The sequence below is a fragment of the Pseudomonas sp. SDO5532_S415 genome (assembly GCF_054071155.1).
This window is the reverse complement of record NZ_JBSVWS010000028.1, coordinates 20,810-43,824: the sequence shown is the minus strand read 5'-3', so window position 1 is coordinate 43,824 and position 23,015 is coordinate 20,810. Positions and strand designations below refer to the sequence as shown.

Below are 23,015 nucleotides of genomic sequence, written 5' to 3'. Positions count from 1 at the left end.
TGTCGTTCACAAAAAACCTGTGGGAGCCAGCCTGCTGGCGATGAGGGCGGCGCGGTCTTCAGCTCTTGCGCTGCAACCACTCCACCATCCCCAACCCCGCCGCACGCCCACTGGCAAAACACGCGGTCAGCAGATAGCCTCCCGTCGGCGCTTCCCAATCGAGCATTTCCCCTGCGCAGAACACGCCGGGCAGTGGCTTGAGCATCAAGCGTTCATCCATCGATTCGAACATCACGCCGCCAGCACTGCTGATCGCTTCGTCCAATGGACGGGTTTTCACCAGGGTCAGAGGCAATGCCTTGATCGCAATGGCCAGTAACGTCATGTCTGCAAAGGTTTCGGCAGATGTCAGCTCTCGCAATAGGGCGGCCTTCACGCCGTCGATTCCGAGTTGACTGTGCAGATGCTTGGCCATCGAGCGTGAGCCGCGCGGTTTGCTGAGCGCGGCCTGGACTTTATCCACAGGCCGGCCCGGCAACAGATCGATATGGAGAGTCGCGCAGCCGTGCAGGTTTATGGCTTCGCGAATCGGTGCCGACAGGGCGTAAATCAGACTGCCTTCTATGCCGGTGGCGGTGATCACACATTCACCCAATCGTGGAATGTCGTCGTTCAAACCGATGGCGATGTTTTTCAACGGTGCGCCGGCGAATTTGCTGACCATCAATTCGCTCCAGGCCTGCACCTCGAAGCCGCAATTACTCGGTTGCAACGGCGCCAGCCCTACGCCGCGCTGCTCCAGTGGCAGCATCCACGCACCATCCGAGCCCAGGCGTGCCCAACTGCCGCCACCGAGGGCGAGCAGGGTGGCGTCTGTTTGAACGGTTTTCTCGCCATCGGGGCTGTCGATACGCAAGGCGCCGAGTTCATCCCAACCCAGCCAACGGTGACGGGTGTGGATAACTACACCGCTGTCGCGCAGGCGCTTGAGCCAGGCACGCAGCAGTGGCGCGGCTTTCATGTCGGTTGGAAACACCCGGCCGGAGCTGCCGACAAAGGTCTCGATGCCCAGATCATGAATCCACTGACATAGCGCATCGGCCCCGAAACCCCGCAGCAACGGCGCAATCTGTGGGGCACGTTCGGCGTAGCGCGAGAGGAACGCCGGGTAGGCTTCGGAGTGAGTGATATTCATGCCGCCGACACCGGCCAGGAGGAATTTGCGCCCCACCGAAGGCATGCCGTCGTACAGGTCGACCTTGATCCCGGCCTGGCTCAACACTTCAGCCGCCATCAGACCGGCGGGGCCGCCGCCGATGATGGCGACGTGGGAAGGGGAGGCGGTCGAGGATCGGGTCATGGGGAGCGCTGCGGTGATGGCCAATGAAGCCGGGCATTCTAACAGCCCAGATCCTTGTGGGAGCGACGGTGCGACGTTTCGACCTGCTCGCGAAAGCGGTGTGTCAGACGCATCATGGTTGGATGGGCTGCCGCCTTCGCGAGCAGGCTCGCTCCCACAAAGGTTTCATTGCTGTTATTGCGATTGGTCAAAAAACAACCATCACCCTGTAGCCCATGGTCAGTAAGGCCTGTAGTCCCTTTCGCTCAGGTTATCCACAGGCAGCTCCACAGGCATTGTGGGTAAAGCATCCACAACTCAATGACAACCTGATGACTGCCAGACCCGCTCCGCGCTGTGATGGAGAATGCCGTGGCGGCGGGCCAGAGCCTTGCGGTCCTTGCTGTAGCCGCCGCCGATCACTCCGACCACCGGAATATCCCGGCCCAGGCAATGGCGCATCACGCTTTCATCGCGGGCGGCGACGCCTTGGTCGGTCAGTTTCAGGTAGCCCAGCGCGTCATCTTTGTGCACATCGACTCCGGCGTCGTACAGCACCAGATCCGGTTGGTAGAGCGGCAGCAGATAGTTGAGTGCATCGTCGACGACCTTGAGGTAATCGGCATCGCCCATGCCATTGGGCAACGGGATGTCCCAGTCACTTTCGGCCTTGCGTGCAGGAAAGTTCTTCTCGCAATGCAGGGAAACGGTCACTGCTTCCGGGGTGTTGTGCAGGATGCGCGCTGTGCCGTCGCCCTGGTGGACATCGCAATCGAAGATCAATACCCGGTTCACCCGGCCACTTTCCAGCAGGAAGTGGCTGATCACCGCCAAGTCATTGAAGATGCAAAAACCTGCCGGGTGGTCGTAGTGCGCGTGGTGTGTACCGCCCGCCAGATGACAGGCCAGGCCATGCTGCAGCGCCTGCTCGGCCGCCAGCAAGGAGCCGCCAACCGCCCGCACCGTGCGCCGGGCCAGGGCTTCGCTCCAGGGCAGGCCCAGGCGCCGTTGATCCTCGCGGGAAAGTTCGCCACCCATGTAGCGCTCGATATACGAAGGGTCATGGGCGAGGGCGAGAATCTCCGACGGGCACAGTTCCGGACGCAGCAGGTCGGCGTCGCAGGTCAGGCCGCTGTCTACCAGGTGATCGCGCAGCAGGCGAAACTTGTCCATGGGGAAGCGATGATCCGCCGGGAACTCGGGACTGTAGTCTTCGTGATAGATCAGCGGCAGGGGCATAGTGATTTCATATAGGAATGAGTGAAGGATCCTACCAGCGTTGTAGACTTGCGACATCCAGACGGAGGGCGGAGGGACGATGGAGCCGATACTGAAGCTCGAGAGTGCGCGACTGTTGATGCGCCAGTGGCGCGACGAGGATCTGCCGGAGTTTGCGGCGATGTGTGCCGATCCACAGGTCATGCGTTATTTTCCGGCGCCCTTGAGTCGCCTGGAAAGCGCTTCATTGATTGGGCGGATCAGAGGTCATTTTGCCGAGCACGGCTTCGGCCTCTGGGCGCTGGAGCGCAAGGACACGGGCCAGTTCATCGGTTTTACCGGGCTTGGCGTGGTCGGGTTCGACGCGCCTTTCACCCCGGCCATCGAGATCGGCTGGCGCCTGGCGCGGCAACACTGGGGGCTTGGCTATGCCAGCGAAGCGGCATGGACCGCTCTGCGTTGTGGCTTTGACCGATTGCCGCTGAGCGAAATCGTCTCGTTCACCGCTGACAACAATCTGCCTTCGCAGAAGGTCATGCAGGCCATCGGCATGCACCATGACCCTGCCGATGACTTCGAGCATCCGAAGCTCGCCGTCGATCATCCGCTGCGTCATCACGTGTTGTATCGCATCAGCCGTGAACAATGGCTGCAAACCTTGCATGGATAACCTGGCACGGACGTTTACAATGGCCCTCATGTTGGCACGGGCCAGAAACTGAATCGACCGACGCAGCCAAGACTGCGCGGCATTGCGTTGTGTGAGGAGAGTCTGAATGAGCCAAGTGTTGGATGATCTGGTGGACCTGCTGACCCTGGAGCCGATCGAAGAAAACCTGTTCCGTGGCCGCAGCCAGGACCTGGGCTTTCGTCAGTTGTTCGGCGGTCAGGTGCTCGGCCAGTCGTTGTCGGCGGCCAGTCAGACCGTTGAACAAACGCGCCACGTGCATTCGATGCACGGTTACTTCCTGCGTCCGGGCGATGCCGGGTTGCCGGTGGTGTATCAGGTTGATCGGGTCCGCGACGGCGGCAGTTTCAGCACGCGCCGGGTGACGGCGATCCAGAAGGGGCATCCGATCTTCACCTGCAGCGCCTCGTTCCAGTACGACGAAGAGGGTTTCCAGCACCAGAGCGAGATGCCGCAAGTGGTCGGGCCGGAAAACCTGCCATCGGAACTGGAGCTGACCCAGCAGCGCGCGCACCTGATCCCGGAAAAAATGCGCGAAAAGCTGCTGTGCCCCAAGCCGATCGAATTTCGGCCAATCACCGAGAAAGATCCCTACAACCCGCAACCCTCGGATCCGATCAAGTACGTCTGGTTTCGTGCCGATGGTGCCTTGGCCGACTCTCCGGCGCTGCACAAATATTTACTGGCCTACGCCTCGGATTTCGGACTGTTGACCACCTCGATGCAGCCCCATGGCAAATCGGTCTGGCACAAGGACATGCAGGTCGCCAGCCTCGATCATGCGCTGTGGTTCCATGCCGACCTGCGTGCCGATGACTGGTTGCTGTACGCCATGGACAGTCCGTGGGCCGGCAACTCCCGCGGGTTCTCCCGCGGCAGCGTGTTCAACCGTGCCGGGCAACTGGTGGCTTCGGTCACCCAGGAAGGCCTGATTCGCCATCGCAAGGATTGGGCATGAGCCTGGCCGACGTGCGTCATTGGGTGTTCGACATGGACGGCACCCTGACGGTGGCCGTGCATGACTTCGCGGCGATTCGCGTGGCCCTGGCGATCCCGGCGGATCACGACATCCTGACTCATCTCGCGGCGTTGCCGGCCGATGAAGCCGCAGCCAAGCACGCGTGGCTTCTGGAACACGAGCGGGATCTGGCGCTGGGCTCGAAGCCGGCGCCGGGTGCCGTGGAGCTGGTGCGTGAGCTGGCCGGACGTGGCTATCGACTGGGTATTCTCACGCGCAATGCCCGTGAGCTGGCGCATGTCACCCTGGAGGCCATCGGCCTGGCCGACTGCTTCGCCGTGGAGGATGTGCTCGGTCGCGATGAAGCACCGCCAAAACCGCATCCCGGTGGTTTGCTGAAACTGGCCGAGGCCTGGAATGTGTCGACCAGCGAGATGGTGATGGTCGGCGATTATCGCTTCGATCTGGATTGCGGGCGTGCGGCGGGCACGCGGACGGTGTTGGTGAATTTGCCGGATAATCCGTGGCCGGAATTGACGGATTGGCATGCGGCGGATTGTGGGGCGTTGCGGGCAATGCTTTCGGCTTGAGGGCCTCATCGCGGGCTTGCCCGCGATGGCGTCAGATCAAACACCTAAAATCTTACTGCCCAAACAATGCTTTCTGCCCCTCCGGCGAGGTAAACATCCCATCCCCGTCATGTCCCACCCCGCGCACTTCGATCAGCTGCTGCTTCAACCCTTGCGGTTGCAGGCGCTTCAGATAATTGAAGTAAAAACGCCCCCGCGCCAATCGATTCGGGCCTTGTGCCTTGGCCTCGCAGCTTTTATCCAGCGCCGGGTGATTGGGGTCGGTGTCCTGTTGCCCCAGTAGATAAACAATGTCGCGCTTGAGGTATTTTTCCTGCAATTGCGCGGCACTTTGTCCTTCGGCATAGGCGGGCAAATCTGTCAGTCCGTACTTCCAGCGGTTGAAGTCCGGGCATCCGGCGTGATTGAAGGCCACCGGTCGACGCTCATCGAAATACGCATAAGAAGACGGATTGGCGATGACGTAGCGCACCTGCACGCCAGCGGCCTGCACGGCGGGTTGGTCGTGGCCCAGCAAAGCGTAGCGCTGAACCACTTGAGCACCACCGGAATGACCGGCGATCACGATTTTTTTCACATCCGGAAACTGCTTGCGATCACTCAAGCGGGCGACGATTTCGTCCAGTGCCTCGTAGGAGCTCAGACGAAACGGTGCGGTGGACTCACCGCCGGCCATCCATTCGTTGCCTTGCCAGCGTAAAACCGTCTCGGCCACCGGGTGCAGCGCGACATCGGCTTCATTGAGAAATTGCGGGGCGATCACCAGGGTCGATGCACTTTGCCCTGCCAGTTCTGCCGAGTGTTCGCCGCTTTTGAGGTAGGTTTGAGCATTGCGCAAGCGACCGTGGACGATGATCAATACCCGTTCGATCTTTGCCGGCGCGGGGCCGAGACCTACCGCCATTTCGCCGGATTTCAACAACAGGCGTCCCGGGCTGAGCTCCTTGACCCCATGCTCGGTGGCCCAAGAATTTGTCAGAGGGCTTGCGCAAGTGAACAGCAACACCAACAACCATTTTTTCATTTACAGATTTTTCGCCGCAAAGGTATCGCACTGGCCAACCTGGCCTTGCGCGAATCCGGTTTTGAACCAGCGCACCCGTTGCGCCGACGTACCATGGGTAAACGAGTCAGGCACCACGCGGCCTTGACCCTGTTGCTGCAATCGATCGTCGCCGATGGCATTTGCCGCGTTCAGTGCTTCTTCGATATCACCCGGCTCCAGCCAGTTCAGTCGCTGCTGCGCATTGTTGGCCCAGACCCCGGCCAGGCAGTCGGCTTGCAATTCCTGACGAACCAGCAGGCCGCCATCGCCTTCCATTTGCCGGCCCTGCTGGCGGGCTGCCTGGATTTTCGCGGAAACGCCGAGCAAGGTCTGTACGTGGTGTCCGACTTCGTGAGCAATCACGTAGGCTTGGGCAAAGTCTCCGGCGGCGGCAAAGCGTTGTGACATCTCCTGGAAGAAACTCGTATCCAGATAGACCTTCTGATCCGCCGGGCAATAGAACGGACCCGTCGCCGACGTCGCCATGCCACAGGCCGAGTTGACGCGATTGCTGAACAGCACGAGGGTCGGGTCTTTATATTGACGACCGGCCTGCTGGAAAATCTGCCGCCAGGTGTCTTCGGTATCGCCGAGGATCGAACGGACGAATTCCGCCCCTTCATCATTGGCCGGTGGCGCCTTGCGGGTCTGGTTGGTGGCCGGTGCCGATTGCTCGCCCATCTGGCCCGTCAGCTCGCCGAGTATTTGCATCGGGTCCTGGCCGGTGATCCAGCCGATCCCGACAATCAGAAGGATTGCCGTCAGGCTCAGGCCCTTGCCGCCCCCGAAGCGCATCCCGCCGCCCCCGCCGCCGACATCATCGCCACGGGCATCGACCACGTTGTCGCTGCGTCGGCCTTTTTTCCATAGCATGTGGGAATCCTCTTTCGTTCCAGGTAAAGAAGCGTGCGATGAGTGTTGCTGCTCAGGGGGAGCGGCGCCAGTCCGGTCGTCAGACAGCCTTGAGCGCTGCGGGTTCTGCGCAGGGTGTGATATCCGTGGTTTCGGTGATCGGCGGGTCCTACAGGTCTACGGCGGCGAAGGTGTCGCAAGCGTCTGTGCGGCCTGTGTCAAAACCGCTTTTGAACCAGTTCACGCGCTGCTGTGAGGTGCCGTGGCTGAATGTCTCTGGTCGCACGCCAGTGGTCTTGGAGCGTTGCAGGTAATCGTCACCGAACACTGTCGCGGCATGCAATGCAGCCTCGATATCACCAGGTTCCAGCCAGTCCAGGCGCTGCTGCGCGTGATGTGCCCAGACCCCGGCCAGGCAATCGGCCTGCAATTCCCCGCGCACCTCCAGGCCTCCATCGCCAGTGGCGGGTTTCTTGTCCCGCAGGGCTTTTTCGAGCGGGTCGGAAAGTCCCAGTTCCAGCTGCACGTGATGGCCGATTTCGTGAGCGATGATGTAGGCCCGCGCGAAGTCGCCGACCACAGAAAACTGCTTCTCCAGCTTCGAGAAGAACGCCAGGTTGACATACACCTGTTGATTGTCCGGGCAATAGAAGGGGCCGATGGCAGAACTGGCGAAACCACATCCTGTACTCACATCCTTGTCAAACAGCGTCAGCGTGGGCGGAGGATAGTGGCGTTCCGACTGCGCAAAAAGTTGTTTCCAGATGTCTTCGGTTTCACCCAGCACTGATTGAACAAACATCAGCTGCCGATCTTTCTCGGGCTCGATGGCGAGGGCGGCGGATGGGACAAGCTCCTGCGAGGAGGTTTTCGGAGTGTCGCCCAGCGTCGAGTAAAGCCCCGCGCTCGCCAGCGCGGCCACGGCCAGTCCGGCACCGAGGGTTTTCCCTGTGAGTGTGCGGGCATCCTTGCCCTTGCGAGTGTCGTTTACGTTGTCGCTGCGTCTAGCCTTGTTCCATAACATGTTTGCGGTCTCTCATGGATTGATGGGGCGGGTATCGCCGGATCCATGAATAACTGCACAGGCAAAAATGGTGTGGGAAAAATGTGTAAGGGTTAGTAAGGCCACGATCGTCGCGGGACGGCCATGGCCATTTCCCGCTTACTGGTCGAACGCATCCCACACCGGGGCAAAGTCGGGGCTGACCTGACGCTCGCGCTTGGACAAGCCGGCAATCAAACGACGATCCTCATCATCCAGCTGCACGTCGAGTGCGGCGAGATTGGCCCGTTGATTGGCGTCGCTGCTGGCTTTGGGAATCGCCGCCACGTTCGGTTGGTCCAGCAACCACTTGAGCGCGACCTGGGTCGGCAGCACACCGTGTTTGGCGGCGATCTGTTGAATGACCGGGGTCTCCGACACCTTGTTACGGGCCAGTGGTGTGTAGGCTGTCAGCACCATGTCGTGTTGGCGGGCGTAGTTCAGCAAGGCGTTTTGTCCGAGCAGCACGTGGTATTCGACCTGAATCGCGGACAGTGGCGCGCCAAGCTCCTCGACGACTTCGCGCAGCAGCGGCAATGGAAAATTCGCCACGCCGATGTTGCGCGCCAGGCCTTGTTCCTTGAACGACACCAGGGTTTCGAGGGTGCGCGGCAGATCCCAGTCCGTGGCGGGCCAATGAATCATGAACAAGTCGACGTAATCGCTGTGCAGGGCCTTGAGGCTGCGGTCCATGGAATGGCGCATGGCGTCGGGTCGCAGTTGGTCCCACCAGACCTTGGTGGTCACGTGGATCTGTTCGCGAGGTGTCGGACTGTTCACCAGTGCCTGACCGACCGCGTCTTCGTTGTTGTAGGCCGCCGCCGTATCGATGTGCCGATAACCCAAGGCCAGGGCCTGTTCCACGGCACGGGTGCATTCGTCACCCAGCATCGGCCAGGTGCCGAGGCCGAGTTTTGGCATGTTCAATCCCTGTGCATTAACGATGTGCTGCATGGTCGATCTCCTGTTCGTAAGCGGTGATTCCTGCGATGTGGCGTGCGGCGATGTAGCCGAAGGTCAGCGCCGGACCGATGTTGATACCGCCGGCGGGGTAATGCCCACCCATGATGCTGGCCATGTCGCCACCCGCCGCGTATAGCCCGGCGATGGCTTGTCCCGAATCGTCGAGGACCTGGGCGTGCTGGTTGACCTTGAGTCCGGCGAAGGTGCCGAAGCAGCCGGGCTCGACTTTCACGGCGTAGAACGGCCCTTGTTCGAGGGGGGCGACACAGGGATTGGGTTGCTGCGACGCATCACCCTGTTTGCGGTTATAGGGTGTCGTGCCACGACCGAACCGTGGGTCTTCGCCGTTGCGTGCATGCCGGTTGTACTCCGATACGGTGCTGCGCAAGCCGTCCGGATCGATGCCGCAGGCCGACGCCAATTCCTCAAGGGTATTGCCGGTTTTCAGATAGCCACTGCGGATAAAGGATGACAGCGGCACGGGAAACGGCCGAGAGATGCCCAAGCCATATCGCCGTTGAAAGGCATGGCTGCAGATCAGCCAGGAGGCGACTTCTTCGCCCGCCGGCGCCGCGGCGACCATCGCCGTCACGTAGTCGTAATAGCCGTTGGCTTCGTTGACGAAGCGCTGGCCGTTGCTCAATACACCGATAATCCCGGGCTTGCCGCGTTCGATGATGTGCGGAAAGTGACCCGTGCTGCCGTCGCTGTGCGGTACCCGGGAAACCGGGGCCCAGGCGACGGGGGATTGCAGGTCGGCATCCACTTGGGCGCCAACGCTTTCGCCCAGTCGCAGGCCATCGCCGGACACGCCGAGGGGTGGCAAGGCCAGGTGCTCCCGGCCGGTCGGTGTGCGCGGGAACAGTGCCTTGCGTCGTTCGACATCATTGGCGAATCCGCCCGCTGCGAGTACCACGGCCTTGCGCGCCTTGATGCGAATCGACCCTTTGGTCGTATTGATCACGGCGCCGCGCACTTGATTGTTCTCGCGCAGCAATTGGGTGACCGGCGCCGACTCCCAGAGCAACACGCCGAGATCGTCGGCGGATTTCGCCAGCCGCGCCACCAGTGCCACGCCGTTGACCAGTTGCATCGCCCGACCATGCACGGCGAGATCGAGCAGGTGGCGGGTAAAACGCCGGGTGACATGCCAGGCTGCCGACAGCGAGCGGGTCAGGTTGAGAAACGCCGTGAGGTCTGTGCCGGCCATGATCGGCATGCCCATGAAGGACGTTTCGCGCATGGTTTTTCGCAGGCGCTTGAGTAGCTTGCCGACTTTTCGTGCGTCGTACGGTGCGGCAATTACCGAGCGTCCACCGGTGCCGGCGCCCGGCGTATCACCATGAATGTCGGCAATCGCATTGCCATCGGCGAATTGCAGCGAGGTGTGCTGTTCGAAGAACCCGACCATTTGCGGGCCGGCCTCCAGGAATGCGTTGATCATTTCCGGCCGGTAACGCTCGCCCAGTTCATGCTTCAGGTACGTGCGCGGCAACTCCACGTTTTCGACGATGCCGGCGCGCCGGGCCAGAGGATTGCACGGTACCCAGGCCCAGCCACCGGACCAGGCCGTGGCACCGCCGAACACCGGATCTTTTTCAACCACAATGACCTTCAGGCCATGCCAGGCCGCAGTCACCGCCGCTGACAACCCGGCCGCACCGGAGCCGACTACCAGCACATCGCAGTCAATGTCGGGAAGAACGTGCGGTTCGGCAGGCATTTTTCGAGCTCCAGCGTATTGTTGTTTTGGAATTTGGTTCCAGAAAATATAAGAGACGGATTGAAGCGAGCAAGGACTGGACGTATAAAGCGGGCGTTTATCGGACAGTCAGTTCCAGATTTCGCGTTCGGCGGGATGTCTTCTAGAATCGGCAAAATTTGCGTGGAAAGTCCCCATGGCCGGCAGTCAGATCGAACGTGTTTTCAGTGTGCTTGAAAGTCTCACCAGTGACCCTCGCGGCTTGCCGATGCAGACCCTGGCGGAGCAGCTGGATATTCCAAAAAGCGCCACCCACCGCCTGCTCGCCGAGCTGATCCGCCTGGGTTACGTGCGGCAAAATCCAGAGAACCTGCGTTATCACTTGTCGACCAAACTGGTGGCGATGGGGTTCCGATACCTGTCGAGCAGTGGCGCCGACATCGTGCAACCGGTGCTTGATCGCCTGGCGCAGGAAACCGGCGAACTGGTGCGCCTCGGTGTGATCGAGGGCGAGCGGCAGACCTGGATCGCCAAATCCCAGGGCGCCCGTTCCGGTCTGCGGTACGACCCGGACATGGGCCGTGATGCGCCGCTGTTCTACACCGCTTCAGGACATGCCTGGCTGGCGTGCATGAGCGATGCCGAGGCCTTGTCGCTGGTCGAGCGCCAGGCGGCGGACCGGCCGCTGGAGTTGGGGCCGAATGCGCCGCGTTCCAACATCGAACTGCTTGAACGCCTGCGCCTGGCGCGGGAGCAGGGTTACGCCTGTGTCGAGGAAAGTTCGGCGGTGGGCACCTCGGCAATTGCCGCGGTGGTGCGCCATCCCGCTGATGGCCGAGTGATCGGCGTGCTCAGCATCGCCGGACCGAGCGCGCGCATGCCGGGGGCGCGGTTGCATGAGCTGGCGCCGCTGTTGTTGGCGTTTACCGAGGAATTGTCGGCGGCGAGTCTGGCGTCGGAGTTGTTCAGCTGATCCAGCAAACGCCCCCTCCATTGTGGGAGCGAGCCTGCTCGCGAAGAGGGGGGCACATTCAACATCTTTGTCGGCTGGCACTCCGCTTTCGCGAGCAGGCTCGCTCCCACAGTGGATCTGCGTGAGTCCGTAAAGCTGTGCGCTGTTCGAACACTATCTGCTGATGCTTGTGTAAGAATCTGGAACTAGGTTCTAAATTGTTGGGATTCACCCATCCGACAATAACCACAAGAGGACCGCACCATGAGTTCGCCCCTTCGCATCGCTCTGATCGGCGCTGGCAACATGGGTCAGCAGCATTACCAGCATCTGAAATCCCTGGACGAGGCCACCTTAAGCGCGGTGGCCGATCCCGGACCGCAAGCGGCACGTCTCGCGGCGCTATGGGGTGTGGCGTATTTCGCAGATCATTGTCAGATGCTGGAGCAAGCGAAGCCGGACGCTGTCATCGTCGCCAATCCGAATAATCTGCACGTCAGCACTGCGCTCGATTGCCTCGCCGCTGGCGTTCCGGTGTTGCTGGAAAAACCGGTCGGGGTGCACCTGGACGAAGTCCGTGAACTGGTGGCGACCTCGAAAGCCACGGGCGTTCCGGTGCTGGTCGGTCATCACCGTCGCCACAACCCGCTGATCACCCGCGCCCATGAACTTGTCCACAGTGGCGCCCTTGGTCGGTTGACCACGGTCACGGCACTCTGGCAGTTGCGCAAACCCGACAGCTATTTCGAGACCGCGTGGCGGCGCGAGGCCGGTGCGGGGATGTTGTTGACCAACCTGATCCACGACCTCGATCTGCTGCGGCACCTGTGCGGAGAAGTGCGTCAGGTTCAGGCCATTACCAGTAACGCGATACGCGGGTTCGCCAACGAGGATGGCGCGGCGGTGCTGCTGCAGTTCGACAACGGCGCGCTGGGTAGCCTGACCGGGTCCGATGCGGTCGCGGCGCCATGGAGTTGGGAGTTGGATTCGGGGGAGAACCCGGTGTATCCGCGCCAGGCTGATCAGCCCTGCTATATGCTGGCCGGGACCGGCGGTGCGTTGAGCATTCCGCAACTCAAACACTGGCACTATGCACAGGCCGATGGCGGCTGGCACGAACAGTTGCTGTCGACTCAGGAGCGCTTCAGTACCGAAGCAGCCCTGCGTTTGCAATTGCAGCATTTCGTGCGCGTCGCCCGTCGGGAAGTCGAGCCGCTGGTGAGTGTCGCCGATGCCGCTCGCACCCTGGCGCTGGTCGAGGCCATTCTCGAAGCCGCCGAAACCGGTCGCGCGTGCGCGCCGTCCCAGATCGAGGGCTGACCATGAGCGAACGCATCTTTTCCCTGGCCAGCCTGACGGTACTGGAGTTGTCACCGCCCGACATGGTCGAGGTCGCGGCGCGAGCCGGTTACAGCCATGTCGGCTTGCGTCTGGTGCCGGCGACACCGCAGGAGCATCACTTTGCGCTGGTGGCGGATGTTGATCTGCGCCGCCAGACCTTGACGCGTCTGCGTGATACCGGCATTCGTGTACTGGATGTTGAAATCTTGCGGCTGAAACCGGACACCGTCGTCGCCGACTTCGAGAACATTCTGGCGGTCGGCGCCGAATTCGGTGCCAGTGAGCTGCTGGTGGCCGGTAACGATTCTGACGAGCAACGGCTGACGGACAACTTTGCCGAACTTTGTGATCTGGCAACGTCTTATGGTTTGCATCCGCATCTGGAGTTCATGCCTTGGACCGACGCGCGCAATCTTGAACAAGCGGTGCGCATCGTCGAGCACGCCGGGCGCGAAAATGGTGCGGTGCTGGTGGACGCGTTTCACTTCGATCGTTCGGGTTCGCGGCTGGAAGATCTGGCCAGGGTTGCGCCTTCACGGTTACGGTATGCGCAGTTGTGTGATGTTGCCGGGCCGCGGCCGGCGGACATGGCCGAGATCTTGCGTCAGGCACGCAACGAGCGACGTTTTCCCGGTGATGGCGATTGTGATTTGTCGGGGTTGTTGCGCTGCTTGCCGGCTAACCTTCCATTGAGCCTGGAGATTCCCACGGTGCAACTGCTGGAGCAGGGTGTGAGTGGGTTGGAGCGGGCGCGAATGGCTTTGGATAAAACCCGGGACTTGTTGGCGCGGATTTAACCTGCTGTTGTGGCGAGGGAGCTTGCTCCCGTTCGGCCGTGAAGCGGTCGTCGGTTGAAGTTACACCGCTGCATTGCAGAACTGCTGCGCAGTCCAACGGGAGCAAGCTCCCTCGCCACATACCGATTTCACTTTAGAGGCTTTCATGACCGTCAGCACCCCGCTTTCCGGCGTCAACAAGCCCTTCAAGGGGATTTTGCTGATCGTTCTCGCAACCTTCCTGTTTTCCAGCCATGACGCACTATCGAAATACCTGTCCGGGTTCTATCCGATTGTCATGGTGGTGTGGGCGCGTTACGTGGTTCACACCCTGTTGATGGCCGGGATCTTTCTGCCGCAATCCGGGCTGCGGGTATTGCGCACGAAGCGACCGCTGCTTCAGCTGATCCGGGCCCTGTGCCTGCTGGGCACCAGCCTGTTTTTCACCACCGGGTTGATGTACATCCCGTTGGCCGAAGCCACGTCGGTCAACTTCCTGGCACCGGTGCTGGTCACTGCGTTGTCGGTGCCGTTGTTGAAGGAGCGGGTGACGCGGGGGCAATGGCTGGCGGTGATTTGCGGGTTCATCGGGGTGCTGATCATCGTTCACCCCGGTGGTGATTTGTTCACGCCGGCAGTGTTGCTGCCGTTCTGCTCGGCGCTGTTTTTCTGCTTCTATCAGTTGCTGACGCGCAAGCTGAGCGAGATCGACAGCCCGACCACCAGTAACTTTTTTGCCGGGCTGTGCAACACCCTGGTGATGAGCGCATTGGTGCCGTTCTTCTGGCAGATGCCGAACCTGCTGCACGGCGCGATGATGCTGGCGCTGGGGGCCTGCGGGATGACGGCGCACCTGTTCCTGACCCAGGCCTTCCGTCTTGCGGCCCCGGCCCTGCTGGCGCCATTCAGTTACTGCCAGATCGTGTTTGCCGGCCTGCTGGGCTGGCTGCTGTTTTCCCACACACCGACCCTGACCACCGTGATCGGCATCGCCGTGATTTGTTGCAGCGGGCTGGCGGCGGCCTGGCAGCAAAGCCGTAAATAGAAGGTCATCGATAAAAAACTGTGGGAGCGAGCCTGCTCGCGAATGCGGTATGTCAGTCAACGTCTATGTTGAATGACAGTCCGTCTTCGCGAGCAGGCTCGCTCCCACAGGGTATTTCGCTGAACTTTTAGTCGGTGACGTTAGGAATCTTGCGCGGTGCCATGAAGTACATCCAGATCAGTGCGATGAAGTACATCGCCGGAATCATGGTGAACAGCACGGTGTAGTTGTTGTTGGTGATGGTCAGGATGTGGCCGACCAACTGGGTCATGAACATCCCGCCAATCGCCGCACACATGCCGCCGAAGCCGAACACCGTGCTCATCATGTGCTTGGGCGTGTAGTCCATCACCAGGCTCCAGATGTTTGCGGTCCAGGCCTGGTGCGCGCCGATGGCCAGGGAAATCGCGGCTACCGCGACCCACAGGTTGCTGGATCCGGCCGCCATGATCACGCCGATGATGCAGCAGGCGAACAGGAACATGGACATCAATCGAGCCTTGATCGGGTTGACCCCGCGGCCGATCAGGAACGAGGACAGAATCCCGCCGCCGACACTGCCGAAGTCGGCGGTCAGGTAAATGATGATCAGCGGAATGCCCATCTGGGTCACGTTGATGCCCAGGTTGTATTGCTGATTGAGGAACGGTGGCAGCCAGTACAGGTAGAACCAGAACACCGGTGCAGTGATCGAGTAGGCGAGGGCGAAGGCCCAGGTGCCGCGCATACGCAGGATTCGCGAAAAGGGTACGCGGGTTTGTTCCGGTTCGACTTCATTCTGGATGTAGTCCAGTTCCGACTGTTTGACGCTCGGGTGATCTTCCGGGTTGAAGTACTTCAAGCCCCAGAACAACAGCCAGATACCACCCAGTGCCGCCATGCAGAGAAACGCAGCTTGCCAGCCCCAGGCGTGCAGGATCAGCGGCAGCAGCATGGGCGTGAACATCGCACCGACGTTGGTCCCGGCGTTGAAAATGCCAGTGGCCACGGCGCGTTCGCCAGCCGGGAACCACAGGCGCGTGGTCTTCACGCAGGCCGGGTAGTTGGCGGCTTCGGTCAGGCCGAGAATGAAGCGGCAGACCATGAAACCAACCGCTGAAGTGGCCAGGCCGTGGGCGCCGGTCGCCAGGCTCCAGAGCAGCACGGCGCAGAAGAACACACGCTTGACGCCGACCCGGTCGATCAAACGGCCTTGCAGCACGAAACCGATGGCGTAGCCGACCTGGAACCAGAAGTTGATGTTGGCGTAGTCCATCGCCGTCCAGCTCATTTCCTTGGCGAGGATGGGCTGCATGACGCCGAGGGCTGCGCGGTCGATGTAGTTCAGGGTGGTGGCGAAAAACACCAGCGCCAGCATGCCCCAACGGGTTTTGCCGACGGCCATGGCGCCGCGGATTTTGTCGCCGATGCCGCCAGTGGCGGCGCTCACGGCCGGAGCCATGCGAGAGCTTTGAGTAGGATTCATCTGGGCCATCCGTTCAATGACTGACAAGCGAAGCTCGTCTGGACTTCAAGGGCGCGTGATCAATCGATGGCGGTGGGCGCAGGACTGATCGGCTGGTTTCGTCGGCTGACGGGTTATTCAGCGAGCGGCACGCTGATGCCGGCGGTGCGCAAGGTTCGGATGGACGCCAGGCAGGGCGTGATGACGGCGGTTCGAGTGAGCAAGGCGGTGAATGAGCGCATGAGCGTATACCCGTTTTTTGAAATTTTTATGTGGTGTTCAGGGTCGTTATAACTGAGGCGGACGGTTCATGACCGGACTCAATGTGGTGTTGATGTTGCGCATTGAACAAAAAATCGTCAATTCGCCAAAGTCCATTGTGTTCGATAATCGCACGCAAAACTAACTGGGTAGTACACTTTAAATTGCTCATTGCACCGCCCAGCTCAATAATTCGCTCACTCTTTTAAAATCGGCGCAAATTCCCAGCAGCCGAAGCCTCCACCGGGAGTCGAAACATGCAGCGTTCCATTGCCACCGTGTCCTTGAGCGGTACCCTGCCGGAAAAACTCGAAGCCATCGCCGCCGCCGGTTTTGACGGTGTAGAGATTTTCGAGAACGACCTTCTCTACTACGACGGCAGCCCGCGAGAAATTAGACAGATGTGCGCCGATCTCGGGATCGCCATCACCCTGTTTCAACCGTTCCGGGATTTCGAAGGCTGCCGCCGTGACCGCTTGCCGCGCAATCTGGAGCGGGCCGAGCGCAAGTTCGACCTGATGCAGGAGCTGGGCACCGACCTGGTGTTGGTGTGCAGCAACGCTTCTGCCGACTCCATCGGTGATGAACAGATTTTAGTCGATGACTTGCGACTGCTGGCCGAACACGCTGGCGCGCGCGGATTGCGCATTGGTTACGAAGCTCTGGCCTGGGGTCGGCATGTGAACACCTGGCAGCAGGTGTGGAACATCGTCCGACAGGCCGATCACCCGAGCCTCGGTGTCTTGCTCGACAGCTTTCATACGCTGTCGCTCAAGGGCGATCCGAGTGCCATCGCCGAGATTCCCGGCGACAAGATTTTCTTCGTGCAAATGGCCGACGCGCCGATCCTGGCCATGGATGTGCTGGAGTGGAGCCGGCATTTCCGCTGCTTCCCGGGTCAGGGCGAGTTCGACTTGCCGGGCTTCCTTGCACCGATCATCAAGAGTGGCTACACCGGGCCGCTGTCGCTGGAAATCTTCAACGACGGTTTCCGCGCCGCACCGCCTCGGGCCAACGCCGCCGACGGTTTGCGTTCGTTGCTGTACCTGGAGGAGAAAACCCGCCAGCGTCTGGCGCAGGAAACCCCGGCGCCGACCAACGTCGACATCTTGTTCGAGACGCCAAAGGCCAGCGAGTACAACGGTATCGAGTTTCTCGAATTTGCCGTGGACGAAAGCCTCGGCGCCAAGCTCTCCCATTGGCTGGAGCGCCTGGGCTTCGTCAAGGCTGGCCAACATCGCTCCAAGAGCGTCAGCCTGCTGCGCCAGGGCGATATCAACCTGATCCTCAACTCCGAGCCTTACTCGTTCGGCCACAGTTTCTTTGAGGCGCACGGCCCATCGCTGTGTGCCACTGCCGTGCGGGTCAAAGACAGTGCCAGCGCCCTGGCGCGGGCCGTGGCCTACAAAGGTCAACCCTATCGCGGGCTGGTCGGTCCCAATGAGCTGGAACTCGCCGCCGTGCGCGCGCCGGATGGCAGCCTGATTTACCTGGTGGATCAGGAGAACGATGTCTACGGCACCGACTTCAACCTGTTGCCCGGCGCGGTGGCCAGCGGCGGCCTCAAGCGCATCGACCACATGGCCATGGCGCTGCCCGCCGACAGCCTCGACAGTTGGGTGCTGTTCTACAAGAGCCTGCTGGATTTCGAGGCCGATGACGAAGTGGTCCTGCCCGATCCCTATGGTCTGGTGAAAAGCCGCGCACTGCGCAGCCGGGACAGTTCGATTCGCTTGCCGCTTAACATTTCCGAAAACCGCAATACCGCGATCTCACACGCGCTGTCGAGTTATCGCGGTTCCGGCGTGCATCACATCGCCTTTGATTGCGACGACATCTTCGCCGAAGTCAGCCGTGCGAAAGAGGCGGGGGTGCCGCTGCTGGATATTCCGCTCAATTACTACGACGACCTGGCTGCGCGCTTCGATTTCGACGATGAATTCCTCAGCGAATTGGCCTACTACAACGTGCTGTACGACCGCGATGCTCAGGGTGGCGAGCTGTTCCACGTGTACACCGAGCCGTTCGAGGGGCGGTTCTTCTTCGAGATCATCCAGCGCAAGAATGGCTATGCCGGTTACGGCGCAGCCAACGTCGCAGTGCGCCTGGCGGCCATGGCCAAATCCCGAAGTGGTGCCGTACGTCAGACAAAGTTGTAGGAAAATCGTAATCGCGTCGACAAACCGCTGCCGCACGGCTTCCTTCACTGTGCGGCGCGGCTCATAATCGCCAGCCTGTGCAGTGATGGCCGTGAGCCCGCAATGACAATGACTTCAGAACTCTCCGCAGCCCCCGAACAACCTGTCGAGCCGCGCAAGAGTCGCAAGAACAACCCGGAAAAAACCCGCGAGAATATCCTTCAAGAGGCGATTGTCGAGTTCGTTCAACAAGGTCTTTCCGGGGCGCGCGTCGATGCCATCGCCGAACGCATCCATACCTCCAAGCGCATGATCTATTACTACTTCGGCAGTAAGGAACAGCTCTACGTTGAGGTTCTGGAGAAGCTGTACGGCGATATCCGCAACACTGAAAACCGCTTGCACCTGGCCGAACTGGCTCCGGTGGAGGCGATTCGGCGTCTGGTGGAGTTCACCTTCGATCACCATGACCGCAACGTCGATTTCGTGCGCATCGTCAGCATCGAGAATATTCACAATGCCGAATTTGTGAAGCGCTCCGATGCGATCAAGGCAATGAACAACACCATCCTCGATTCACTGGGTGAGATTTTGCGTCGCGGTGCCGAACAAGGGGTGTTCCGCGCCGGTCTTGATCCTTTGGATGTGCATTTGCTGATCAGTTCGTTCTGCTTCTATCGCGTATCGAACCGCCACACCTTCGGCGAGATTTTCCAGATCGATTTGCCGGACGAACGCATCAAGCAGCGTCATCGCGAGATGATCTGCGAGTCGGTGTTGCGATATCTGCAGGCCTGACCGGGAACAGAGTGCTTACTGGAATTGATGGTTGGCACCGGAACAAAATGTGGGAGCGGGCTTGCTCGCGAAAGCGGTCTGTCTATCAACATCTCTGTTGGATGTGCTGCCGTCTTCGCGAGTAAGCCCGCTCCCACATGGGGATGTGCCGAGCGATGCTTTTCAGACATTCATGCTCTGAAAATGCGCCAGCATCCGCTGCGCATCCGGTACCACACCGCTGAACAACTCAAACGCCTTCACCGCCTGAAACACCGCCATGTTGCCGCCATCCAGCGTCCGGCAACCCAGGGCGCGGGCATTGCGTAGCAGTTCGGTTTCCAGGGGGAAGTAAACAATCTCCGCCACCCACAACTCGGCACGAAGCAACTCGACCGGCACGGGCATGCCCGGCAGTTTTTTCATGCCCATTGGCGTGGTATTGACCAGGCCATCAGCCTCGGCCAGGGTCAGCGCCATATCATGACCGGCGACCGCGCGGCCGCTGCCGAAATGTTGGTTGAGGTTGTCGGCCAGGCTCTGGGCGCGGCTGATTTCCACGTCGAAAATGCTCAACTGTTGTACGCCTTCGCTCAAGAGTGCGTGGGCCACTGCCGCGCCGGCGCCACCGGCACCCATCTGTACGACGCGCTCAAGGGCAACGCCCTGCAAACCGCGGCGAAAACCCTCGGCAAATCCCAGGCAATCGGTGTTGTGGCCGATGCGTTTTCCGTCCTTGAGCACGACGGTGTTCACCGCGCCGATGCCGCGCGCTTCCGGGGACAATTCGTCGAGCAGCGGGATGATCGCCTGCTTGCACGGGAACGTGATGTTCAGCCCGGTGAAGTTCATGCGCTCGGCAGCCATCAACAGGTCGGGCAAGGCATTGCTGTCGAGTTGCAGTTGATCGAGGTCGATCAGGCGATAGAGGTAGCGCAAACCCTGGGCATCGCCTTCATGTTCGTGCAGTGCCGGCGTGCGTGAAGCCTGGATACCGGCGCCGATCAGTCCGGCCAATACAGTCTGGTTCTGATTCACGATGTTCATCCTTTCAGGCGTTGGCTGAAATGCTCCAGCGCCAGGCGATAGCCGTGGCTGCCGAACCCGGCCATCACCGCGGTGGCAATGGCTGACACGAAGGAGTGATGGCGGAAAGGTTCACGGGCGTGGACGTTGGACAAGTGGACTTCGATCACAGGCAATTCACTGGCGACCAGGGCATCGCGGATTGCCACCGACGTGTGAGTCCAGGCGGCGGGGTTGATCACGATGCCGGCGCAACGACCGCGTGCACCATGAATCCAGTCGAGCAACTCGCCTTCGTGGTTGGTCTGGCGAAACTCCACCGCCAGGCCGAACTCATCGGCGGCACGGCCGCACAGGGCGGAAATGTCGGCGAGGGTTTCATGGCCGTAGGTCGCCGGTTCACGGGTGCCGAGCAGGTTCAGATTCGGGCCGTTGAGCACCAGAATGATGGGGGACATCGAGGTTTCTCCACTTATTGTTTTTGGCATTGGCCAAAGCTTCGGCCTGTGGAGATAAATTGTACTAGATGGTTAATTTGGTCAATTCAAGAGCTGTCCGGCTGGCTTTTTGTGTGCGGTGATCGGACGCTTTTGGTGTCAGCGCGGCAGGTGCTCCACCAGAAAATCGATAAATGCCCGCACTTTCAGCGGCATATGGCGATTTTGCGGATACAGCAAGGTGAACGGCCGCGAGCGCCCGCCATAAGGTTTGAGTACTTCCACCAGTGAGCCATCGGCCAGTTCTTTTTCCACGATAAAGCGATAGGTCTGAAACAAGCCCGCGCCATGTTTCGCCAGTGTCACGCCACCCAACACATCGTCGGAACAGCTGAAATTGCCCTCGGCCAGAATCTCGCGTTGCACGCCGTTGTCATTGAACAACCACGCGATGCGCCGACCGCTGCTGGGAAGTTCGTACTGAATGCATTCGTGCTGTTGCAAGTCGTCGAGGGTTTGCGGATTGCCGGCGCGCTTGAGGTACTCGGGGCTGGCAATCATCACCAGCGCGGCGTCCTCCAGTTGCCGGGCAATCAGGCCGGAATCAGGAATCGCGCGCACGCGAATCGCCATGTCATAGCCTTCGCCGACGAAATCGATATTGCGATTACTGATGTGCGATTCGACCTTCACCGCCGGAAAGCGCGCACGAAAGGCCGGCAACAATGGCAGGATCCGATGGTGAGCGTACGTGGTCGGGATACTGATTCGCAGGGTCCCGGACGGCACTTGCTGCTGGCCCATGACTTCGCGCTGGGCTTCCACCAGTTGCGCCAAGGCCTGGCGGCATTCCTCGTAATAGCGTCGACCGCTGTCGGTCAAATTGACGCTGCGGGTGGTGCGCGCAAACAGCCGCACACCCAGGCGTTCTTCCATGCGCGACACCGAGCGGCTCACCGCGGCTGGCGTAACGCCCGCCACCAGCGCGGCCGCGGTGAAGCTGCCGGCCTCGGCGGCGAGGCAAAACAGCTCGATGCTGCCCAATTGAAGATCGTCAAATTGTCGCTGCATGATTGATTACACCGGGGATCAAATGAAGTGTGTGAATCAGTATTTATCAGATGCCTGCACACAGATACAGTGAGCTTCCATCAGTAAGCCTTTAATCAGCCGAGCAGGAGAAGCAGCATGCCCTTCGTCAGCGTACGTATCACCCGTGACGGCGTTACCCGTGAGCAGAAAGCCCAGGTCATCGCTGAAATCACCGAGACCCTGCAACGCGTCCTCGGCAAGCCGCCGGAGCTGACCCACATCGTGATCGAGGAAATCGACACCGATAACTGGGGGTACAAGGGCATTACCACCACTGAGTTTCGGAAAAATCAGCCGGGGTGATTGTGGCCCGAGGCAAGACAGCCGTCCTTCGTGATGGCTTTTTTATGGGCGTCGAGAAAAGATTGATAACGATTCTTCAGCGCTATCCATCGGGCCTGAGCGGGTCTGGGCGCTAGGCTGAAACTCCCTCACGATTTGGCGTTCAGCGCCAATGGTCGGATTTTTTTGGGACGGCCGAATCTTCGGACTCAATAACCTAACGGATGGGTTAGCATGAAAGTATGCAGCTACAAAGGACTGTCGGTGGTGATCATGTTACGTGATGAGCATTGTCCGCCTCATGCGCATGTCGATGGAGGAGGCTGGAGTGCGCGGTTCAAGTTCAGCTTCTGGCACAACGGCGTGGAACTCTGGGACGTTGTTCCGCTCTCGCATCGGCCACCCGTGGCAGTGCTTGAGGGTTTGCGCCAGTCGCTCAAGCAACCTGCCTATCTGCTGCGGGCTCGTGATATCTGGTGGCGGAAATTACAGACAGTTTGTCTTGAAAACCAATTGTGGGACTGGCACAGCAATGAAGTCGTCGTCGTTAAAAGAGTCATCAGCACCACCAACATGATTGGATCGGCTCGCTACCAACCTGAAACGAACACGACGCGCCTGTCCCTGATAGGTGCACAGAAATGCGTGGAGATCGAGTTATGAAAACGGTGAAGGTCAAGGCTCAGTCTGATACACCCGTGACGGAAAGCCGCCTGGACGAAGCCATCAGGCGAGGGCAACTGCGCATGAACAACAGCCTGCAAGCGACGGCAGTCAACTTCATTGCCCCGTGCCTGGCCGTTAGCTTCGAAGATGGCTGCGGTGTATTGCTGCCTGTAGCGAACTATCCTGAGTTCGACGACTTTGAAGTCGAGGATTTTGACGGGTTGAGCGTTGGCTTTGCAGGAACTGCACTGTGCCATGAAGGCAAGGACCTGCACGTGTCTATCGCCGGAATGATCTCGGCAAGCAAGCCGTTGATGACAATGGCGGCCTCGGTGATTGCCTCGCGCAATGGTCGCCAGAGCAGCGCCGCCAAAGCCGAAGCTGCAAGGGCCAATGGCAAGAAAGGTGGGCGGCCACGCAAGGCCGACATGGTGATTTGAA

At 60.3% G+C, this 23,015-nt stretch carries 24 protein-coding genes; 13 read left to right on the top strand and 11 right to left on the bottom strand.

The window, feature by feature from the left end; all coding sequences use genetic code 11:
* Nucleotides 1–58: 58 nt before the first annotated feature.
* Nucleotides 59–1,300, bottom strand: coding sequence for a TIGR03862 family flavoprotein (locus ACW9HW_RS10260; protein ID WP_457399699.1), 1,242 nt, complete (start codon nt 1,298–1,300; stop codon nt 59–61).
* A 23-nt stretch (nt 1,301–1,323) separates the two neighbouring features.
* On the opposite strand from ACW9HW_RS10260, the gene ACW9HW_RS10255 reads away from it, so the two are divergent.
* Nucleotides 1,324–1,512 carry a hypothetical protein gene (locus tag ACW9HW_RS10255; protein WP_457399698.1) on the top strand — a complete coding sequence of 63 codons (189 nt, stop codon included), beginning with the start codon at nt 1,324–1,326 and terminating at the stop codon, nt 1,510–1,512.
* Nucleotides 1,513–1,597: 85 nt separating this feature from the next.
* On the opposite strand, the gene ACW9HW_RS10250 is transcribed toward ACW9HW_RS10255, so the two are convergent.
* Nucleotides 1,598–2,518 carry a histone deacetylase family protein gene (locus ACW9HW_RS10250; RefSeq protein WP_095196673.1) on the bottom strand — a complete coding sequence of 307 codons (921 nt, stop codon included), beginning with the start codon at nt 2,516–2,518 and terminating at the stop codon, nt 1,598–1,600.
* A gap of 79 nt (nt 2,519–2,597) precedes the next feature.
* Here ACW9HW_RS10250 and ACW9HW_RS10245 point away from each other — a divergent pair, with 79 nt between their 5' ends.
* From ACW9HW_RS10245 to ACW9HW_RS10235, 3 genes are all read left to right on the top strand, one after another.
* Complete coding sequence (locus ACW9HW_RS10245) at nt 2,598–3,167, top strand: GNAT family N-acetyltransferase (RefSeq protein ID WP_095196672.1); 570 nt, start codon at nt 2,598–2,600, stop codon at nt 3,165–3,167.
* Between the two features lie 106 nt (nt 3,168–3,273).
* Nucleotides 3,274–4,143: an acyl-CoA thioesterase II gene (tesB, locus tag ACW9HW_RS10240; RefSeq protein ID WP_095196671.1), complete on the top strand. Its 870-nt coding sequence runs from the start codon at nt 3,274–3,276 to the stop codon at nt 4,141–4,143.
* Nucleotides 4,140–4,733 (top strand): HAD family hydrolase, encoded by a 594-nt coding sequence (locus tag ACW9HW_RS10235; RefSeq protein WP_095196670.1) that lies wholly within the window; start codon nt 4,140–4,142, stop codon nt 4,731–4,733. The genes tesB and ACW9HW_RS10235 overlap by 4 nt, the downstream gene beginning before the upstream one ends.
* 52 nt (nt 4,734–4,785) lie before the next feature.
* Here the strand turns inward: ACW9HW_RS10235 and ACW9HW_RS10230 are convergent, their stop codons facing one another.
* The 5 genes from ACW9HW_RS10230 to ACW9HW_RS10210 form a co-directional block, all read right to left on the bottom strand.
* Nucleotides 4,786–5,757 carry an alpha/beta fold hydrolase gene (locus tag ACW9HW_RS10230; RefSeq protein WP_457399695.1) on the bottom strand — a complete coding sequence of 324 codons (972 nt, stop codon included), beginning with the start codon at nt 5,755–5,757 and terminating at the stop codon, nt 4,786–4,788.
* A complete protein-coding gene (gene ypfJ / locus ACW9HW_RS10225; protein ID WP_095196668.1) occupies nt 5,758–6,651 on the bottom strand; it encodes a KPN_02809 family neutral zinc metallopeptidase in 894 nt (297 codons plus the stop codon).
* Nucleotides 6,652–6,799: 148 nt separating this feature from the next.
* Entirely contained in the window at nt 6,800–7,654 is an 855-nt protein-coding gene (ypfJ, locus tag ACW9HW_RS10220) for a KPN_02809 family neutral zinc metallopeptidase (protein ID WP_457399693.1), read from the bottom strand.
* Between the two features lie 138 nt (nt 7,655–7,792).
* Nucleotides 7,793–8,626, bottom strand: coding sequence for an aldo/keto reductase (locus ACW9HW_RS10215; protein ID WP_457399691.1), 834 nt, complete (start codon nt 8,624–8,626; stop codon nt 7,793–7,795).
* Nucleotides 8,610–10,358 (bottom strand): FAD-dependent oxidoreductase, encoded by a 1,749-nt coding sequence (locus ACW9HW_RS10210; protein WP_457399689.1) that lies wholly within the window; start codon nt 10,356–10,358, stop codon nt 8,610–8,612. Before ACW9HW_RS10210 ends, ACW9HW_RS10215 begins: the two co-directional genes overlap by 17 nt.
* Before the next feature lie 175 nt (nt 10,359–10,533).
* Here ACW9HW_RS10210 and ACW9HW_RS10205 point away from each other — a divergent pair, with 175 nt between their 5' ends.
* The 4 genes from ACW9HW_RS10205 (at nt 10,534) to ACW9HW_RS10190 (ending at nt 14,451) form a co-directional block, all read left to right on the top strand.
* The gene (locus ACW9HW_RS10205) at nt 10,534–11,310 is read left to right on the top strand and encodes an IclR family transcriptional regulator (protein WP_457399687.1); all 777 of its coding nucleotides are present in this window, start codon (nt 10,534–10,536) and stop codon (nt 11,308–11,310) included.
* A gap of 243 nt (nt 11,311–11,553) precedes the next feature.
* On the top strand, nt 11,554–12,609 hold the full coding sequence (locus tag ACW9HW_RS10200; RefSeq protein WP_457399686.1) for a Gfo/Idh/MocA family protein: 1,056 nt from the start codon (nt 11,554–11,556) through the stop codon (nt 12,607–12,609).
* A 2-nt stretch (nt 12,610–12,611) separates the two neighbouring features.
* Nucleotides 12,612–13,427 (top strand): sugar phosphate isomerase/epimerase family protein, encoded by an 816-nt coding sequence (locus tag ACW9HW_RS10195; protein WP_095196662.1) that lies wholly within the window; start codon nt 12,612–12,614, stop codon nt 13,425–13,427.
* A 145-nt stretch (nt 13,428–13,572) separates the two neighbouring features.
* Complete coding sequence (locus ACW9HW_RS10190) at nt 13,573–14,451, top strand: DMT family transporter (RefSeq protein WP_095196661.1); 879 nt, start codon at nt 13,573–13,575, stop codon at nt 14,449–14,451.
* Nucleotides 14,452–14,578: 127 nt separating this feature from the next.
* On the opposite strand, the gene ACW9HW_RS10185 is transcribed toward ACW9HW_RS10190, so the two are convergent.
* On the bottom strand, nt 14,579–15,916 hold the full coding sequence (locus ACW9HW_RS10185; protein ID WP_095196660.1) for an MFS transporter: 1,338 nt from the start codon (nt 15,914–15,916) through the stop codon (nt 14,579–14,581).
* A gap of 497 nt (nt 15,917–16,413) precedes the next feature.
* Between ACW9HW_RS10185 and quiC the strand changes: the two genes are divergently transcribed.
* Entirely contained in the window at nt 16,414–18,315 is a 1,902-nt protein-coding gene (gene quiC / locus ACW9HW_RS10180; protein WP_095196658.1) for a 3-dehydroshikimate dehydratase QuiC, read from the top strand.
* A 102-nt stretch (nt 18,316–18,417) separates the two neighbouring features.
* The gene (locus tag ACW9HW_RS10175; RefSeq protein ID WP_095196657.1) at nt 18,418–19,092 is read left to right on the top strand and encodes a TetR family transcriptional regulator; all 675 of its coding nucleotides are present in this window, start codon (nt 18,418–18,420) and stop codon (nt 19,090–19,092) included.
* Nucleotides 19,093–19,254: 162 nt separating this feature from the next.
* Here the strand turns inward: ACW9HW_RS10175 and ACW9HW_RS10170 are convergent, their stop codons facing one another.
* The 3 genes from ACW9HW_RS10170 to ACW9HW_RS10160 all read right to left on the bottom strand — a co-directional run bounded on the left by ACW9HW_RS10170 (nt 19,255) and on the right by ACW9HW_RS10160 (nt 21,605).
* Nucleotides 19,255–20,118 carry a shikimate dehydrogenase gene (locus ACW9HW_RS10170; RefSeq protein ID WP_371917549.1) on the bottom strand — a complete coding sequence of 288 codons (864 nt, stop codon included), beginning with the start codon at nt 20,116–20,118 and terminating at the stop codon, nt 19,255–19,257.
* A complete protein-coding gene (gene aroQ, locus ACW9HW_RS10165; protein WP_207267150.1) occupies nt 20,115–20,555 on the bottom strand; it encodes a type II 3-dehydroquinate dehydratase in 441 nt (146 codons plus the stop codon). Before aroQ ends, ACW9HW_RS10170 begins: the two co-directional genes overlap by 4 nt.
* Before the next feature lie 138 nt (nt 20,556–20,693).
* Nucleotides 20,694–21,605 (bottom strand): LysR substrate-binding domain-containing protein, encoded by a 912-nt coding sequence (locus tag ACW9HW_RS10160; protein ID WP_457399683.1) that lies wholly within the window; start codon nt 21,603–21,605, stop codon nt 20,694–20,696.
* Nucleotides 21,606–21,722: 117 nt separating this feature from the next.
* On the opposite strand from ACW9HW_RS10160, the gene ACW9HW_RS10155 reads away from it, so the two are divergent.
* The 3 genes from ACW9HW_RS10155 to ACW9HW_RS10145 all read left to right on the top strand — a co-directional run bounded on the left by ACW9HW_RS10155 (nt 21,723) and on the right by ACW9HW_RS10145 (nt 23,014).
* Nucleotides 21,723–21,929: a tautomerase family protein gene (locus ACW9HW_RS10155; RefSeq protein ID WP_034148192.1), complete on the top strand. Its 207-nt coding sequence runs from the start codon at nt 21,723–21,725 to the stop codon at nt 21,927–21,929.
* A 213-nt stretch (nt 21,930–22,142) separates the two neighbouring features.
* A complete protein-coding gene (locus ACW9HW_RS10150) occupies nt 22,143–22,571 on the top strand; it encodes a DUF4160 domain-containing protein (RefSeq protein ID WP_457399682.1) in 429 nt (142 codons plus the stop codon).
* Nucleotides 22,568–23,014 (top strand): DUF2442 domain-containing protein, encoded by a 447-nt coding sequence (locus ACW9HW_RS10145; RefSeq protein ID WP_095196653.1) that lies wholly within the window; start codon nt 22,568–22,570, stop codon nt 23,012–23,014. The genes ACW9HW_RS10150 and ACW9HW_RS10145 overlap by 4 nt, the downstream gene beginning before the upstream one ends.
* Nucleotide 23,015: the final 1 nt, after the last annotated feature.

Bases quoted from the DNA above. Each gene is read 5' to 3' on its own strand.
- ACW9HW_RS10215 (WP_457399691.1), bottom strand. From the start codon at position 8,626: ATGCAGCACATCGTTAATGCACAGGGATTGAACATGCCAAAACTCGGC.
- ACW9HW_RS10205 (WP_457399687.1), top strand. From the start codon at position 10,534: ATGGCCGGCAGTCAGATCGAACGTGTTTTCAGTGTGCTTGAAAGTCTC.
- ACW9HW_RS10145 (WP_095196653.1), top strand. From the start codon at position 22,568: ATGAAAACGGTGAAGGTCAAGGCTCAGTCTGATACACCCGTGACGGAA.
- ACW9HW_RS10235 (WP_095196670.1), top strand. From the start codon at position 4,140: ATGAGCCTGGCCGACGTGCGTCATTGGGTGTTCGACATGGACGGCACC.
- ACW9HW_RS10170 (WP_371917549.1), bottom strand. From the start codon at position 20,118: ATGAACATCGTGAATCAGAACCAGACTGTATTGGCCGGACTGATCGGC.
- ACW9HW_RS10175 (WP_095196657.1), top strand. From the start codon at position 18,418: ATGACAATGACTTCAGAACTCTCCGCAGCCCCCGAACAACCTGTCGAG.
- aroQ (WP_207267150.1), bottom strand. From the start codon at position 20,555: ATGTCCCCCATCATTCTGGTGCTCAACGGCCCGAATCTGAACCTGCTC.
- ACW9HW_RS10155 (WP_034148192.1), top strand. From the start codon at position 21,723: ATGCCCTTCGTCAGCGTACGTATCACCCGTGACGGCGTTACCCGTGAG.
- tesB (WP_095196671.1), top strand. From the start codon at position 3,274: ATGAGCCAAGTGTTGGATGATCTGGTGGACCTGCTGACCCTGGAGCCG.
- ACW9HW_RS10195 (WP_095196662.1), top strand. From the start codon at position 12,612: ATGAGCGAACGCATCTTTTCCCTGGCCAGCCTGACGGTACTGGAGTTG.
- ypfJ (WP_457399693.1), bottom strand. From the start codon at position 7,654: ATGTTATGGAACAAGGCTAGACGCAGCGACAACGTAAACGACACTCGC.
- ACW9HW_RS10190 (WP_095196661.1), top strand. From the start codon at position 13,573: ATGACCGTCAGCACCCCGCTTTCCGGCGTCAACAAGCCCTTCAAGGGG.
- ACW9HW_RS10245 (WP_095196672.1), top strand. From the start codon at position 2,598: ATGGAGCCGATACTGAAGCTCGAGAGTGCGCGACTGTTGATGCGCCAG.
- ACW9HW_RS10160 (WP_457399683.1), bottom strand. From the start codon at position 21,605: ATGCAGCGACAATTTGACGATCTTCAATTGGGCAGCATCGAGCTGTTT.
- ACW9HW_RS10185 (WP_095196660.1), bottom strand. From the start codon at position 15,916: ATGAATCCTACTCAAAGCTCTCGCATGGCTCCGGCCGTGAGCGCCGCC.
- ACW9HW_RS10200 (WP_457399686.1), top strand. From the start codon at position 11,554: ATGAGTTCGCCCCTTCGCATCGCTCTGATCGGCGCTGGCAACATGGGT.
- ypfJ (WP_095196668.1), bottom strand. From the start codon at position 6,651: ATGCTATGGAAAAAAGGCCGACGCAGCGACAACGTGGTCGATGCCCGT.
- ACW9HW_RS10250 (WP_095196673.1), bottom strand. From the start codon at position 2,518: ATGCCCCTGCCGCTGATCTATCACGAAGACTACAGTCCCGAGTTCCCG.
- ACW9HW_RS10230 (WP_457399695.1), bottom strand. From the start codon at position 5,757: ATGAAAAAATGGTTGTTGGTGTTGCTGTTCACTTGCGCAAGCCCTCTG.
- ACW9HW_RS10210 (WP_457399689.1), bottom strand. From the start codon at position 10,358: ATGCCTGCCGAACCGCACGTTCTTCCCGACATTGACTGCGATGTGCTG.
- ACW9HW_RS10150 (WP_457399682.1), top strand. From the start codon at position 22,143: ATGAAAGTATGCAGCTACAAAGGACTGTCGGTGGTGATCATGTTACGT.
- quiC (WP_095196658.1), top strand. From the start codon at position 16,414: ATGCAGCGTTCCATTGCCACCGTGTCCTTGAGCGGTACCCTGCCGGAA.
- ACW9HW_RS10260 (WP_457399699.1), bottom strand. From the start codon at position 1,300: ATGACCCGATCCTCGACCGCCTCCCCTTCCCACGTCGCCATCATCGGC.
- ACW9HW_RS10255 (WP_457399698.1), top strand. From the start codon at position 1,324: ATGAAGCCGGGCATTCTAACAGCCCAGATCCTTGTGGGAGCGACGGTG.